The 14,102-nt window shown below is 70.8% G+C and carries 13 protein-coding genes and 1 riboswitch; of the genes, 5 read left to right on the plus strand and 8 right to left on the minus strand.

The genetic code is table 11. The features are described from left to right. The 4 genes from OCH239_RS15265 to OCH239_RS15280 are packed head-to-tail and all read right to left on the minus strand — an operon-like array spanning position 1 to position 5,972. Positions 1–1,170 (minus strand): hypothetical protein, encoded by a 1,170-nt coding sequence (locus OCH239_RS15265; protein ID WP_037264533.1) that lies wholly within the window; start codon positions 1,168–1,170, stop codon positions 1–3. Then, on the minus strand, positions 1,167–4,517 hold the full coding sequence (gene cobN / locus OCH239_RS15270; RefSeq protein ID WP_037264535.1) for a cobaltochelatase subunit CobN: 3,351 nt from the start codon (positions 4,515–4,517) through the stop codon (positions 1,167–1,169). The genes OCH239_RS15265 and cobN overlap by 4 nt, the downstream gene beginning before the upstream one ends. Before the next feature lie 5 nt (positions 4,518–4,522). Further along, entirely contained in the window at positions 4,523–5,578 is a 1,056-nt protein-coding gene (gene cobW, locus OCH239_RS15275; protein ID WP_037264537.1) for a cobalamin biosynthesis protein CobW, read from the minus strand. Then, positions 5,571–5,972: a DUF1636 family protein gene (locus OCH239_RS15280; RefSeq protein ID WP_037264538.1), complete on the minus strand. Its 402-nt coding sequence runs from the start codon at positions 5,970–5,972 to the stop codon at positions 5,571–5,573. The genes cobW and OCH239_RS15280 overlap by 8 nt, the downstream gene beginning before the upstream one ends. A 120-nt stretch (positions 5,973–6,092) precedes the next feature. Further along, positions 6,093–6,314, minus strand: a riboswitch (cobalamin riboswitch). Positions 6,315–6,355: 41 nt separating this feature from the next. Here OCH239_RS15280 and cobO point away from each other — a divergent pair. Further along, complete coding sequence (gene cobO / locus OCH239_RS15290; RefSeq protein WP_084782517.1) at positions 6,356–6,964, plus strand: cob(I)yrinic acid a,c-diamide adenosyltransferase; 609 nt, start codon at positions 6,356–6,358, stop codon at positions 6,962–6,964. Positions 6,965–6,975: 11 nt separating this feature from the next. Next, positions 6,976–8,421 (plus strand): cobyric acid synthase, encoded by a 1,446-nt coding sequence (locus tag OCH239_RS15295; RefSeq protein ID WP_037264540.1) that lies wholly within the window; start codon positions 6,976–6,978, stop codon positions 8,419–8,421. A gap of 7 nt (positions 8,422–8,428) precedes the next feature. Here OCH239_RS15295 and cobD read toward each other — a convergent pair whose 3' ends face one another. The 4 genes from cobD to OCH239_RS15315 are packed head-to-tail and all read right to left on the minus strand — an operon-like array spanning position 8,429 to position 11,702. Next, positions 8,429–9,388, minus strand: coding sequence for a threonine-phosphate decarboxylase CobD (cobD, locus tag OCH239_RS15300; RefSeq protein WP_037264541.1), 960 nt, complete (start codon positions 9,386–9,388; stop codon positions 8,429–8,431). A 15-nt stretch (positions 9,389–9,403) separates the two neighbouring features. Further along, positions 9,404–10,345 (minus strand): adenosylcobinamide-phosphate synthase CbiB, encoded by a 942-nt coding sequence (gene cbiB / locus OCH239_RS15305; RefSeq protein WP_157577887.1) that lies wholly within the window; start codon positions 10,343–10,345, stop codon positions 9,404–9,406. After that, positions 10,342–11,121, minus strand: coding sequence for a hypothetical protein (locus OCH239_RS15310; protein WP_051489518.1), 780 nt, complete (start codon positions 11,119–11,121; stop codon positions 10,342–10,344). Before OCH239_RS15310 ends, cbiB begins: the two co-directional genes overlap by 4 nt. Further along, entirely contained in the window at positions 11,118–11,702 is a 585-nt protein-coding gene (locus OCH239_RS15315) for a histidine phosphatase family protein (RefSeq protein WP_037264542.1), read from the minus strand. The genes OCH239_RS15310 and OCH239_RS15315 overlap by 4 nt, the downstream gene beginning before the upstream one ends. 49 nt (positions 11,703–11,751) lie before the next feature. Between OCH239_RS15315 and cobU the strand changes: the two genes are divergently transcribed. Genes cobU through OCH239_RS15330 form a run of 3 tightly spaced genes read left to right on the plus strand, consistent with a single transcriptional unit; the run spans position 11,752 to position 14,023 of the window. Then, positions 11,752–12,261: a bifunctional adenosylcobinamide kinase/adenosylcobinamide-phosphate guanylyltransferase gene (gene cobU / locus OCH239_RS15320; protein ID WP_037264543.1), complete on the plus strand. Its 510-nt coding sequence runs from the start codon at positions 11,752–11,754 to the stop codon at positions 12,259–12,261. Further along, positions 12,261–13,277 (plus strand): nicotinate-nucleotide--dimethylbenzimidazole phosphoribosyltransferase, encoded by a 1,017-nt coding sequence (gene cobT / locus OCH239_RS15325; RefSeq protein WP_037264546.1) that lies wholly within the window; start codon positions 12,261–12,263, stop codon positions 13,275–13,277. The genes cobU and cobT overlap by 1 nt, the downstream gene beginning before the upstream one ends. After that, positions 13,274–14,023, plus strand: a complete 750-nt coding sequence (locus tag OCH239_RS15330) for an adenosylcobinamide-GDP ribazoletransferase (RefSeq protein WP_037264548.1) — start codon at positions 13,274–13,276, stop codon at positions 14,021–14,023. The genes cobT and OCH239_RS15330 overlap by 4 nt, the downstream gene beginning before the upstream one ends. The last annotated feature ends 79 nt before the right edge of the window (positions 14,024–14,102 follow it).

Raw genomic sequence — 14,102 nt, forward strand, 5'->3', positions numbered from 1 at the left:
TCAGTTTCCGAGGAGCTGGTCGAGATCGGCAGGGTTCAGCCCGCGCCGCTCGGGGGTGTCGCGGGCGGTGCCGCTCCGGACGAGATCGACGCGGCCGGCCCGTCCCACGAGGGTCAGATCGGCCGCGCGGGGCCAGGCGCAGCCCTTGGCGCAGCCCGAGACATGCGCGCGAGCGCCTTTGGGAAGGTCCGCGGCGAGGCGGCGCGCGATGTCCCGCGTGGCGATCTCGGCCTGGCTGCAGTGAGGTGCCCCGACGCAGGCCGCCACGCGGAGCAGCGGATCGCCGGGTGCGGTGACGAGCTCGGACCCCGCGAAGGCGTCAGTCTCGGGCGGGGTCGTGAGGTACAGAAGGCCGAAGGGCGTCACGCGCACCTCCCCGCCGGGCAAAAGTGAATCCGCGATGAGGGTCAGCTGCGCCGAGGTGAACTGTCCGAACGGCGCGCCGACCGCGAGTCCGCCCGCGACGGGCCCGGGGTCGGGGCGCGGGGCCGCCGGTGCAGGCGCTTCGGATCCGGCGAGTTCCGTAGGCAGTTCTGCCTCCGATGCGATGTGCCGTGCCATCCGGCCGCGACCGTCGGCCCCGACGCCCCCCGACGCGAGGAACCATCGCGCCAGCGCCAGCGCCGCTTGTGTTGCATTTTCGGCGTCAGCGACCTGGCGCCCCGCGAGAGTCCCGTCGGCGCGCACCATCAGGCCGCAGCAGCCACTCTCGATCCGGATATCGCCGCTGACATCTCCGAGCCGCCGCGGGCGTGCGGTATCGACGACGAACCCGAATTTTGACGGCAGGTCCGCGAATTCGGCGCGCGTCAGGCAATCGGTCAGCGCCGCCCCGATCCGGTCCTGGAGATCGTCATCGCCCCGGAACGGATCGAGCACGATGTTGCGCCGCGCCTCGCTGCCCTCGTCGGGATCGAGAAGGCCGAGCGCGCCAAGCCCCTCGAGGAGCGCCGGGAACCGCTCCTCGCTCACGCCGCGGATTTGCAGGTTCGCGCGGCTCGTGACATCCACCGCGCCGTTGCCGTGTTTCGCCGCAAGCTCAGCCAGCCCGCGCGTCTCGCCCGCCGATAGCGTGCTGCACCAAGGCCGCACCCTGACCACGAGCCCGTCCCCCGACATCATCGGCCGGTGCGCCCCCGGACACCAGCCCTTCACCACGGGAGCGCTCATGGCGCATCCCCGAGGCTTGCGAGGATCGAGTTGCGCCGGGTCTGCCAGAGCCCCGCTTCGTGCAGCGCCTCGAACCGGTCCTGCATCGCCTGTAGCGCGCCGGGATTGGCGGCGGCCATGAACTCCGCCACGTCCGGATCACCGAGCGTTGCCTCGTGATAGAGATCGAAGAGATGCGCCTGCACGACATCCGCCAGATGCGCGAAGGCCGCCATGTTCTCGAGCGTGGCGGCGATCTCGGCCGCGCCGCGGAAACCGTGCCGCCGCATGCCCCGGATCCAGGCCGGGTTCGCGGCGCGGGCCTGCACGATGCGCGCGATCTCTTCGGTGAGCGCCCGCGCCCGGGGTCGAGCCGGATCGGTGTTGTCGAGGTGCCAGAGCCGCGCCGATCCCCCCGCGACGCCCTGAGCCGCGGCAAATCCGGCCTCGTGGCTGGAGTAATCCTCAGCCAGCAGCAGGTCCGTCTCGGGCAGGTCCTGGGCGTGGATGAACCCGTCCGCCGCAGAGACCCGCGCCTCAATCCCCGCGCGATCCGCCGCCGCATGCTCGCCGTCGAAGGCCCAGGACGAGGCTGCGAGCCAGGCCTCGCCCGCTGCGCGCCGGCCGTCGTCCGAATAGTCGCCCAGCACCGCGCCCATGCTGAGCCCGAAGCTGCCCGGCGCCGGGCCGAAAACCCGCGCGCCCGGCGCGTCCACGTAAGGGTTCCAGTCGGCCGCCTCGTCGCGGGCGGCAAGCGCCCGGACCGCCTGCTGGAAGAGCGCCGAGAGGGTCGGGAAGACATCCCGGAAAAGGCCCGATATGCGCAGCGTGACATCGATCCGCGGACGGTCGAGTTCCGCGATCGGCACGACCTCGATCCCCGAGACCCGCTCGGAGCCCGCGTCCCAGACGGGCCGTACGCCGAGGAGGGCGAGCGCCATGGCGAAATCTTCTCCCGCGGTGCGCATGGTGGAAGAGCCCCAGAGATCCACGATCAGCCCGCGCGGCCAGTCGCCCTCGTCCTGCAGGTGCCGGCGGATCAGCTCATCGGCAAGCCGCTCGCCTTGCGCGTAAGCGGCGCGCGTCGGCACGCTGCGCGGATCGGTCGTGTAGAGGTTGCGCCCCGTCGGCAGCACGTCCGTCCGGCCGCGATAGGGCGAGCCGGAGGGGCCCGCCTCGATGCTTCGCCCGGCGAGGGCGTCGCGTAGCGCCTGCCGCTCCGATTGGGCGGAATGCGCGGCATCGAACGGCGCCGCGGCCGCCGGACTGCGCCCCCAGACATGCAGACCGTCGCCGAACTGGCTTTCCTTCACGTCGCAGACGAAGCGGTCGATGCGGGTGACCGCGTCGGCCGGGCAGGACGCGGCATCGATCCCGAGGTCGCCCTCCACGCCGAGCGCCCGGGCCTCTTCGCGTATGTCGTCCATCAGCCGGCCGCGGCGCTTCGGATCGAGGCCGTCGGCATTCGAGAACTCGTCGAGCAGGGCTTCGAGGCGGACGAGGCGATCCGGCGTCTCGGCCCGGCGCATCGGCGGCGGCACGTGCCCGAGCGTGACCGCGCCGATCCGGCGCTTGGCCTGCGCGGCCTCTCCGGGGTCGTTGACGATAAACGGGTAGATCACCGGCATATCGCGGGTCAGCGCCTCGGGCCAGCATGTGTCCGACAGCGCCACCGACTTGCCCGGCAGCCATTCGAGGGTGCCGTGCGCGCCGACATGGACCATGGCGTCGACCTGCTCCCGCAGCCACAGGTAGAACGCCACGTAGGCGTGCCGCGGCGTCCGCGAGAGGTCGTGATACTCGTCCCCGCGGGCGTCCGGCATCCCCCGCTCTGGCTGCAGCGCGACGAGCGCGTGTCCGCACCTCACCGCGGAAAAGCTGACGCCCTCCGCTCCGACGTCGGGATCGTCCTCGGGCGCGCCCCATTCGGCTTCAAGATCGTCCCGTAGCGATCTAGGCATGCGGTCGAGCGCGGCCCGGTACCCCTCGAGCGGCCAAGTGATCCGCTCGCCGCGGAGTGCCTGGTCGAGAGGGGCGCCGGACGAAACGTCGTAGCCGCAGCCGCGCAGATCCTCGAGGATGGCCTCGGCCGAGGCGAGCGCATCGAGCCCCACCGCATGGGCAAGGTTCCATTCCCGGCCGGGATAGGTCGAAAGCACGAGGGCGACGCGCCTTTTCCCGGCTGGGGTCGCAGCGAGCCGGCACCATGCCGCCACGCGATCAGCGATCGCCTCCACGCGCTCTGCGCAAGCCGCGTGCCGAAACCGCGAGAACTGCAGCGCGTCATCGCGCGCGCCCGGCTCCTTGAACGAGGCGACACCGGCAAACAGTCGCCCGTCCACCTCCGGCAGCACCACGTGCATCGCGAGATCCGCGGGCGAGAGGCCGCGCTCCGACGCGGCCCAGTCCGGCTCGCTTGAAGTGGCAAGCGCCACTTGGAAGACCGGCACGCCCCCGGCATCGAGCGGCGAGCGCCCACCGTCGCTCCTCCCTGAGAACGCCGTCGCATTCACGATGGCGGCGGCCCCGAGCGCGCCCATCTGGCCCGCGAGCCATGCGCCCGCCTCCGGCGCCTTGAGCGAGGGTACGAAAAGGCCAAGCACCCGGAAGCCCCGCGCCTCGAGCGCTGCGAAAAGCGCCTCGACGGGCTCGAGATCGGCCGCCACGAGGTAGGAGCGGTAGAACACCACCAGCGCCAGCGGCTTCTTCTTGACCGAAATAACGTCCGGGGGGGCGCCGCAGGCGCGGGGGGCGGAAAGCCCCCCTCCGGCCTCGCCGACATGGCCGAGCACGGGGCAGCAGACGCCGTCCCGCAATGTCCATGCCCCGACGGGCGGCAGCGCCTTGATCCCAGGCACCGGCGCCGCATAGAGCCCGGCGGCGAGGGCCATCTGCGCGAGTGCCGCCTGCGCCGCGACGGCCCCGCCGGTGTCGGTGAGATGCGCCAGTCGCCGCAGGGTCGAGACCGGCACGGTCGAGACCGCGTCGAGCCGCGCATCGGGGCGGCCGTCGGCAGGAAGCACCGCGAGCGCGATGCCGCGGGCGCGGGAGAGAGCCTCGACCTGCTGGAGGCCGTAGGACCAGTAGGACGTCCCGCCGATCAGCCGGATCAGGATGCCGCGCGCGCCCGCGAGCGTCTGCTCCACGTAGGTGTCGACCGAGAGCGGGTGCTTCAGCGCCGCGAGGTTGGCAAGACGCAGCGAGGGCATGTGCCCGTCGCGCCCGCCCCCGCGCTCCCATCCCGCCGCGAAGGCCCCAAGGTCGCTGTCCGAGAACGACAGCACCACCAGATCGCCGGGCGTCTGCCCGAGATCGGTCGGCGTCTCGCTCTCTTCGAGGCCGTGGCTTTCGCGGAAGACGACGTGCATCGCGTCTACTCGGCGGCCTCGCGCGCCTCGGTCAGCGCCTCGCGGATGGCCGCTTGGTCGATGTCGTCGTGTTCGGCGATGACCACGAGCCGTCCCTGCCGCGCCTCGTCCGGCCGCCAGGGGCGGTCGTATTGATGCCGCACGCGCGCGCCGACCGCCTGCACGAGCAGCCGCATGGGCTTGCCCGCCACCGCCGCGTAGCCCTTCACCCGCAGGATGTTGCGCGACCGGGCCAGTGCCTCGATCCGGGCCACGAGGTCGGCCGGATCGCCCAGCTCGGGGATGTCGATCACCACGCTCTCGAAGTCGTCGTGATCGTGGTCGTGGGGTTCGTCGTGATGCGACGGGCGCGCGTCCATGTCGTCCTCCGCGGCAGCGCCGAGGCCGAGGATCACGCGCGGATCGACCGCACCCTCGGCCACCTCGACCACCGGCAGGGGGCGCGGCGCCTCGGCGGCAATGACCTCCCGGGCCTTCGCGACGCCCTCGGGGCCGGCGAGGTCGGGCTTGGTGAGCAGCACGATGTCCGCACAGGAGATCTGGTCCTCGAAGACTTCCGACAGGGGCGTTTCGTGGTCGATGCTCTCGTCCGCCAGCCGCTGCGCGTCGACGCGGGCGACGTCCGGGGCAAAGCGGCCCGCCGCGACGGCCTCCGCATCGGCGAGCGCGATGACCCCGTCCACGGTGATCTTCGAGCGGATATCCGGCCAGTCGAACGCCTTGAGGAGCGGTTTCGGCAGGGCAAGCCCGCTCGTCTCGATCAGGATGTGCTCGGGGCGCGGATCGAGCTTCAGGAGCGCCTCGATCGTCGGGATGAAATCGTCGGCCACGGTGCAGCAGATGCAGCCGTTGGCCAGCTCCAGCACGTTCTCGGCAGGGCATTCGGGGATCGCGCAGCCCTTCAGGATCTCGCCGTCGACGCCGACGTCGCCGAACTCGTTGACCACGACGGCGAGCCGCTTGCCGCCGGGGTTCCGCATCAGGTGCGAGATCAGCGTGGTCTTGCCCGAGCCGAGAAAGCCGGTGACGACGGTGACGGGGAGTTTTTCGAGATCAGCCATTGGCGGCCTCCTTAGCGGGGGTGAGGGGCGGAACGCGCGCCACACAGTTGCGCTTGAAATGCTCGGGACGCTGGCGCCACGGGATGAGGCCGTCGGTCGTTTCGCGGTAGAGCGCTGCGCCGCCGAGCAGCGTCTCCACGTCGGTGTCCTCGTGAAGCGCGCCGTAGACATAGGTCCACCGCCCCGGCCCCCTCAGCGCGACTGTGCAGCCGCCCTCGCAGTTCTGCAGGCACTCGACCGGGGTGACGGTGACGCCGTCGGGCACATCGCTCGACTTGAGGTTGTCGTAGAGCCGCGCGCCGGGGCGGCGGTCGTCCTCGGGGATCTCCGTGCCGCGGCGGCACTTGATGCAGACCAAGAGCTCGGCGGGTTTCGCCTCGTCGGTTTCGGTCAATTCGGCCCCACTTCCGTCGGTGGGACGCGGGCCGGGTGACGGGCGGTATCACGGGGTCGTCGCGCAAAAGCATCGGGCGCGGACCGCAAAGGCCTCCCGACACCGGAACACCCCGTCCGGTTTCGTCGTATCGCGCTGGCAGGTCTCCCGGCTTGCGGATCCCGGATCGCGGCGTTGCGATCCTGCGGTTGCCCGGCCTTCCCGGCCCGATGCGGGGCCAGTGACCATTGGGCGACCTCTCCGGTTACGGTCGCGGGGGCGGCTGCGCCTGTCCCGGGTGGCCCGGGCTACGCATTCCCATTTTCACCCGTTTACACGGGCACCAGCTTTGGCTGACATGCGCGCGAGACGCCGATCTTGTCAAGAGCGAGGAGCCGAGACCCGTGGACGACATCACTGCCCGCCACAACGAAAAGATGAAACGGATCAAGGAGGCCCGCGACCGCATGATGGCCACCAAGACCGGGGAAAAGGGCCTCATCGTCGTCCATACCGGCAAGGGCAAAGGCAAGTCCTCGTCCGCCTTCGGCATGATCATGCGCTGCATCGCGCACGGCATGCCCTGCGCGGTGGTGCAGTTCATCAAGGGCAACTGGGAGACCGGCGAGCGGACCTTCCTGCGCGAGAGATTCGGCGAGGAATGCCGCTTCTTCGTGTCGGGCGAGGGCTTCACCTGGGAGACGCAGGACCGCGAGCGCGACATCGCCGCCGCCCGCCACGGCTGGGAGATCGCCAAGGAGCAGATCCGCGATCCCGGCATCCGCTTCGTGCTGCTCGACGAGATCAACATCGCGCTGCGCTACGACTATCTCGACATCGACGAGGTGGTGGACTTCCTGCTGACCGAGAAGCCGCAGATGACCCATGTGGTGCTGACCGGCCGGAACGCCAAGCCCGAGCTGATCGAGGCGGCGGACCTCGTGACCGAGATGGCTATGGTCAAGCATCCCTTCCGCGAGGGCGTGAAGGCGCAGGCCGGGGTGGAGTTCTGAGGGCGCCGCGCATGTCGTCCGCGCTGATGATCCAGGGCACCGGCTCGAATGTCGGCAAGTCGATGCTGGTCGCGGGGCTCTGCCGTGCGGCGCGGGCGCGTGGCTTCAGCGTCGCGCCGTTCAAGCCGCAGAACATGTCGAACAACGCCGCTGTGACCGCCGATGGCGGAGAGATCGGCCGGGCGCAGGCGCTGCAGGCCATGGCGTGCGGCCTTGCGCCTGTCACCGACATGAACCCGGTGCTGCTCAAGCCCGAGACGGATGTGGGCGCACAGGTGATCGTGCAGGGCCGGCGGCTGACCACGACGCGGGCGCGGGATTACGCGGCGCTGAAACCGAAGCTGCTGGGACATGTGCTCGAGAGTTACCGGCGGCTCCGCGCTGCGCACGACCTTGTCCTCGTCGAGGGCGCGGGAAGCCCCGCCGAGGTGAACCTGCGCGCGAATGACATCGCCAACATGGGCTTCGCCGCGGCGGCTGATGCCCCGGTGATCCTCGCCGGGGACATCGACCGGGGCGGCGTGATCGCGCAGATCGTGGGCACGCAGGCTGTTATGTCGCCCGAGGATGCGGGCCGCGTGGCCGGGTTCCTGATTAACAAGTTCCGCGGCGATCCCAGCCTCTTCGACGATGGCTACGCGATGATCGAGGCGCGGACGGGTTGGCGCGGCTTCGGCGTGCTGCCCTGGTTCCCGGACGCCTGGCGCCTGCCGGCCGAGGACGCGCTCGACGTGGCCGCGCCGCGCCGAACCGAGGGCCTGCACATCGTCTGCCTGCAGCTCTCGCGGATCGCCAATTTCGACGACCTAGACCCGCTGGCGCAGGAGCCGGGGGTGCGGCTCAAGATGCTGGCGCCGGGGCGGGCGCTGCCCGGCGACGCGGACGTGGTGATCGTGCCGGGCAGCAAGTCCACGCGCGGCGATCTCGCCTTCCTGCGCGCGCAGGGCTGGGACTTGGATCTTGCCGCGCATGTCCGGCGCGGCGGCCACGTGCTCGGGATCTGCGGCGGCTACCAGATGCTCGGCCGCGCCATTGCCGATCCGGCCGGCATCGAGGGCGCGCCCGGCACCGATCCGGCGCTCGGGCTGCTCGATGTCGAGACGGTGATGCACGCGGACAAGACGCTGACCGAAGTCTCCGCCCGGCATGCGGCGAGCGGCGCGGATTTCACCGGCTACGAGATCCATATCGGCCGCACGGAAGGCCCGGACCGCGCGCGCCCGTTCGCGCATGTGAATGGCACGCCCGAAGGCGCGACGGGGGCGAGCGGTCGTGTCGCGGGGAGCTACCTGCACGGCATGTTTCGGGACGATGCCTTCCGCGCGGCGTGGCTCGGCGCCTACGGCACGGGCTCGGATCTTGCCTACGATGCGGGGGTCGAGGGGGTGCTCGACGCGCTTGCGGCCCATGTGGAGGCGCATCTCGATGTCGGCGGGCTGATCGCCGCGGCGCGGTAAGGCGTCGTTACAGCGCCGCTTGCAACCGCGACCAGCCGGCCTCGTCGCCCGGCAGGCCGAGGCGGATCCATCGGGGCGCATAGGGAAAGATCCGCGTCCAGATCAGGTGACGGGCCAGCGCATCCTGCGCGGCGGCGGCATCCGGCACCTCGTATGTGCGGAAAAGCGGCGTGCCGCCGACGAGGCTCCAGCCGGCGCTGGCCACCATGGCGTCGAGCCGGGCCGCATCGGCGCGCAGACGCGCGCGCGTTTCCGCCTGCCATGCCGCATCGCCGAGCGCGGCGCAGCCTGCGGCGATCGCGGGGCCGCTGACGGCCCACGGGCCCGCGAGGCTGCGCAGCCGCACCGCCAGCGCCGCCCCGGTGATCGCGAAGCCCAACCGCAATCCCGCGAGGCCGTAGAACTTGCCGAAGGAGCGCAGGACGACGATCCGGTCCTCCGCGGCGCCGAGCGTGCCGGCGAGCGACACCTCGGGCTCGGGATCGGCAAAGCTCTCGTCGACGATCAGGAGGCGGACACGCCGCGACAGCGCGCGCAGACGGGCGGGATCGTGTCGCCGTCCGTCGGGGTTGTTGGGGTTCACGACGACGGCGAGGTCCGCGCCTTCGAGCGCGCCCGTCTCTCGGACCTCCGATACCCGCCAGCCCGCGGCGGAAAGTGCCCCGGCATGCTCGTTGTAGGTCGGCCCGAGGATGCGCGCCTCGCCCGGCCGCGCGAGGCGCGGAACGAGTTGGATCGCCGCCTGGGCCCCGGCGAGCGGAACGGGCCGAACGCTCGCGCCGTAAGCCTGCTGCGCGATTGTCTTGAGCGCGTCGATCTCGGCCCGGGTCGGCAGGGCGGTCAGGGCGCGGGAGGACAGCTCGGGCATCGGGTAGGGGCGCGCGTTGATCCCGGTCGAGAGGTCGAGCCAGTCGCCCGCCCCGTAGCGCGCCACCGCCGCGTCGGTATCCCCGCCGTGATCCCTCATTCTTGCCTCGCCAAGTTATGCCAGCGCTAGGCCGGCCAGGCATGCCGCGAGACAAAGCATCGCCCGGCGGTAGAGCGCAAGGCCGCGGACGATATCGCCCGCTCCGGGATCGGGAGCGCCTTCGTTGACCCATGGTTCCTGCGCGACGCGCGCGACATAGATCCGCGGGCCCGACAGGCGGATGCCGAGGCCGCCTGCCATGGCGGCCTCGGGCCAGCCTGCATTTGGTGAGCGATGCAAGCCGGCGTCGCGCCACATCACCCATGCCGCGCGGCGCGGCCGGCCGGAGGCGAGCGCGAAGAGCAGAGCCGTCAGGCGGGCGGGCACTAGGTTGACCAGATCATCGAGTCGCGCCGCCGCCCATCCGAACGCCTCGTGCCGCGGCGTCCGGTGACCGATCATGGAATCCATCGTGTTGATCGCTTTGTAGACCGCAATGCCCGGCAGGCCCGCGACGGCGCCCCAGAAGATCGGCGCGACAATCCCGTCCGAGGTGTTCTCCGCCAGGCTCTCGATGGCGGCGCGCGCGATGCCGGCCTCGCCGAGCCGCGCGGGATCGCGGCCGACGATCATGGCCACGGCGGCGCGCGCGCCTTCCGTGTCGCCCGAGCCGAGCGGGCGCGCGACCGCCACCACGTGATCGTGCATCGAGCGTATGGCGATGAACGGCCAGGCAAGAAGGCCACCGAGCAGGAGCCCGGGTATGCCGCCCGGAAGCGCGAGCTGCGCGATGATCGCGGGAAGGACCACTGCGGCGAGCACCACAGCGACCGTGATGGCTCCCATGACCCGGCGGCGCGCGTCCGGCGCGGCGTCATCGTTGAGCCGCGCGTCCAGCGTAGCGACGAGCCTGCCGATCCAGGTCACGGGATGGCCGATCCGGGCAAAGAGCCGGCGCGGCCAGCCCACGCCTATGTCGATCAGCGCGCCGAGGAGCATGATGCCGGCAAAACTCACGGCCGGCTCCCGGTGTCGAAAACGACCACCGAGCTGGCCCCCGCCCGGGCGAGCGCCCGTTCCGCTTCGTCCGTCTGCGCCCCGGGCGCAAAGATCAGGCCGCGGGCGGAGCCGGTATGCGCTCTGAGGTGCCCGAGCGCACCGGTCTCGGCGGCAATCTCTGCGGTTCGGTCGCCCGCAGGCCCGCGGAGCGCCGTAGAGCGTTCGGCGGATAGGCCGGCAAGTCGGGCCGCAATCCGGAGCGTCGGCGCCATTCGCCACTCCGCAACGAGATCGCCGATATCCGGGAAGTCGTGATCGGCGGGATCCGTGGGGCAGGGCGGACCGAAAAAGCCCCCGACGATACGCGCGCGGGGCGGGGGCGGCAGCGTCTCCAGCCTCCGCGCCTCCCGAGGTGCCCAGAGAGCCGAATCCGGCGCCTCCAGCATCAGCGGATCGCTCGCGCCTTCGACCGCATGGCAGATCGCGGCGATCTCCGCATCCCGGCACCCGGCGGCGCGGGCCAGAGCGACGAGCGCGGCTGTCGAGGCCCCGGCGCCTCCGCCCGGCGGCATGTCCGCCTCGAGCCGGCCGCCCGGAACGGGCTTTCCGAGGGCGGCGGCGAGGCGTCCGAGCCGCGCCTCCCCGAGGACTTCTGGGCATTGGACGAGAGTACTGTCGCCCGGAAGAAGGCGGACGGAGAGCGCCGTGCAGATCATGGTGACGAGCGCGACCGGGCCCCCCTGTCCGAGCCGCCCCTGCAGCCATTCGCCGAAATGTCCCGCGACCTCGATCATGCGAAGGCCGAGGGCGGCAGGGCGACCCCGAGGATCGCGATCCCACCGGCCGTGCAGCGCAGCCGGGTGACGGAGAGCGGCGGGATGTCGAAGGCGAGGCCATGCGCCGGCGCGCCGAGGGCGAGCCCGAGCCCCGCCCGCACGGTGCCGGCATGCGCGACGATTGCCAGGGGGGGTCTCGCGGCGGCCTCGATAAATCGCTTCAGGGCCGGAGATACGCGCGCGGCCATGTCGGCAAAGCTCTCTCCGCCCGGCCAGGGATGCGCGGCGATCGCCTCGCGGCTCATCTCTCCGAGAGCGGGCAGACCCTCAAAGGGCACCCCGTCGAAATCGCCGAAATCCTGCTCCCAGAGCCGCGCGTCGGTGGCGATGTCACCGTTTGCGCGAAGCGCATGGGCGGTCGCGACGCAGCGCGCGGCGGGGCTCGCCACCATCTCGCAGTCCGAGAGCCAGCCCGACAATCCGGCGAGCTCCTGCGCCGGCGGCAGGATCGCCGGGACGTCCGTGCGTCCGCAGAGCCGGTCGCCATGGTCGGCCTGCGCATGGCGGATCAGCAGAAGGTCACCCGGCACGGGTCGCATTTCGGTAAGCCCTTTTCCCCCGAACGGGTTTCTGCTTTGTCACGTCGTCATGGGCAAGTCGATCCTCATAACCGGTGGCGCACGCTCCGGAAAAAGCACCCACGCCGAGCAGACGACGCTCGCGCTGGGACCTAGGGCGATCTATATCGCCACCGCGGAGGCGCACGATCCCGAAATGGCCGAGCGTATCGCGCGCCACCAGGCGCGCCGTGGCGCCGAGTGGCGGACGATCTCGGCGCCGGTGGAGCTCTCGGACGCACTCGACGCGAGCGACGGCGAGGCTCCGCGGCTGGTCGATTGCCTCACGTTGTGGCTGTCGAACCTCATGCTTGCGGATCTCGACTGGGACGGTGCCACGGACGCGCTGGTCCGAACGATCGAGGCCCAGCGGGCCCCGGTCGTCATCGTGACCAACGAGGTCGGCGCCGGTATCGTGCCGGAAAATGCCCTCGCGCGCCGGTTTCGCGATGCGGCGGGACTCGTGAACCAGCGGGTGGCGAGAATGTGCGACGAGGTCCATCTCTGCGTCGCCGGATACCCCATCAAGGTGAAACCGTAATGATCAATCTTCCCGCGTTCGACAGCCTCTCCGCCATTACCGGCTGGTTCGATGCGATGCCCGCCTTCGACAAAGCCGCCGCCGATGCCGCGCGGGACCGGCAGGCGCAGCTCACCAAGCCGCCCGGATCGCTCGGCCGGCTCGAGGAGTTGGCGGTGTTCATGGCCGGCTGGCACGGCGATCCGCGCCCCCGTGTCATGTCCGCGCAATCGCTCGTCTTCGCCGGAAACCACGGTATCTGCTGCCACGGCGTGAATCCGTTCCCGCAGGAGGTCACGACGCAGATGGTGACGAATTTCGAGCGGGGCGGCGCCGCGATCAACCAGCTTGCGCGGGCGGCGGGGGCGACGCTGTCGGTTGTGGCGCTCGATCTCGAGCGCCCGACGGCGGACTTCACCACCGGCCCCGCGATGAGCGAGGAGGAGTGCCTCGACTCCATGCGGCACGGCGCCGAGGCGGTGGATCCAGCGGCCGATGTGATCTTGCTGGGCGAGATGGGGATCGGCAACTCGACCGTGGCTGCGGCGCTGGCGCATGCCTGTTTCGGCGGGGAGCCGGGCGACTGGGTCGGACGCGGCACCGGCGCGGATGACGAGCGGGTCGCGCTGAAATCGAGCGTGGTGGCCAAGGGCCGGCAGGCGCATGCGGACGCGACCGGGCTCGGGATCCTTGCGGCGCTCGGCGGGCGCGAGCAGGCGGCCATCTGCGGCGCGGTGCTCGCGGCGCGCGCCGCCCGGATCCCGGTCCTTCTGGACGGCTTCATCTGTTCCGCTTCCGCCGCGCCTCTCTACGCCGCGGCGCCCGCGCTGCTTGATCATTGCATCGTCTCGCATGCCAGCGCCGAACCCGGGCATGCCCGCCTCTGCGCCGCTCTCGGCAAGTCGCCTCTTCTCGATCTCGGCATGGCGCTCGGCGAGGGAACCGGCGCCGCGCTGGCCCTCTCGATCCTCCGCGGCGCGCTCGAATGCCACAACGGCATGGCAACCTTCGCCGAAGCGGGGATCGGCGGAGCATGAGCCTGCGCCGTCGCGTCGCCGAATTGCAGGTGGCGGTCATGCTATTGACGCGGTTTCCCGCCGGCAGGCTCCCCGAAGCGGTGCCGTCCTTGTCCCGGGCCCAGTGGGCCTATCCGCTCGTCGGGCTCCCCGTGGGACTGGTTTGCTGGGTGATCTGCGCCGGCAGCCTTCAGGCGGGCATTCCGGAGCCCGTCGCGGCCATGCTGTTTCTCGTGACAAACGCGCTGATCACCGGCGCGCTGCACCATGACGGGCTGGCAGATTTCGCCGATGGGGTCGGCGGGGGACGTGACGCCGTGAGTTGCCTCGCGATCATGCGCGACAGCCGTATCGGCAGTTACGGCGTTATCGCTCTGATCCTCGCGCTCGGATGCCAGGCCGCAAGTCTTTCTTCCATGGGACCGGTCCTGACACTGCTGCCCGTGCTGGCGATCTCTGTCAGCAGCCGATTGGCGATGCTGGGGGTGATGCAAATCCTCCCGCCGGCGCGCGGCGACGGACTTGGGCATTTGGCCGGAGGCGGGACCATGAAATCGCTATGCGTCGGGTGCGGAATGGCTTTTGCGCTTCTAGTCGGCGCGGGGCTATCGTCCGCCATGGCGGTGTTGGCGTCTATGGCAGCAGTCGCGGTCGTGATCCTCTTGGCGTGGCGGCGGATCGGCGGCTACACCGGTGACGTGCTCGGTGCTGCCTTGGTTGCATTCGAAACCGTAGCTTTTATAAGTTTGGCGGGATCAACGACCTGATGGCCCTTTCTAAACAAACTGTTGCGATAGCTAGCCCTGATTAGAGTTCTGGTCCTCTGGCGAACTTTAAAGCCGCTCC

The sequence above is a fragment of the Roseivivax halodurans JCM 10272 genome (assembly GCF_000521785.1).
Classification (GTDB): Bacteria; Pseudomonadota; Alphaproteobacteria; order Rhodobacterales; family Rhodobacteraceae; genus Roseivivax; species Roseivivax halodurans.

What these genes read in the sequence shown, in the direction of transcription:
- cobD (WP_037264541.1), bottom strand. Translation starts at nt 9,388, where the DNA reads ATGAGGGATCACGGCGGGGATACCGACGCGGCGGTGGCGCGCTACGGG.
- cobT (WP_037264546.1), top strand. Translation starts at nt 12,261, where the DNA reads ATGATCAATCTTCCCGCGTTCGACAGCCTCTCCGCCATTACCGGCTGG.
- OCH239_RS15310 (WP_051489518.1), bottom strand. Translation starts at nt 11,121, where the DNA reads ATGATCGAGGTCGCGGGACATTTCGGCGAATGGCTGCAGGGGCGGCTC.
- OCH239_RS15330 (WP_037264548.1), top strand. Translation starts at nt 13,274, where the DNA reads ATGAGCCTGCGCCGTCGCGTCGCCGAATTGCAGGTGGCGGTCATGCTA.
- OCH239_RS15315 (WP_037264542.1), bottom strand. Translation starts at nt 11,702, where the DNA reads ATGCGACCCGTGCCGGGTGACCTTCTGCTGATCCGCCATGCGCAGGCC.
- OCH239_RS15295 (WP_037264540.1), top strand. Translation starts at nt 6,976, where the DNA reads ATGTCGTCCGCGCTGATGATCCAGGGCACCGGCTCGAATGTCGGCAAG.
- cobN (WP_037264535.1), bottom strand. Translation starts at nt 4,517, where the DNA reads ATGCACGTCGTCTTCCGCGAAAGCCACGGCCTCGAAGAGAGCGAGACG.
- cobU (WP_037264543.1), top strand. Translation starts at nt 11,752, where the DNA reads ATGGGCAAGTCGATCCTCATAACCGGTGGCGCACGCTCCGGAAAAAGC.
- cobW (WP_037264537.1), bottom strand. Translation starts at nt 5,578, where the DNA reads ATGGCTGATCTCGAAAAACTCCCCGTCACCGTCGTCACCGGCTTTCTC.
- OCH239_RS15265 (WP_037264533.1), bottom strand. Translation starts at nt 1,170, where the DNA reads ATGAGCGCTCCCGTGGTGAAGGGCTGGTGTCCGGGGGCGCACCGGCCG.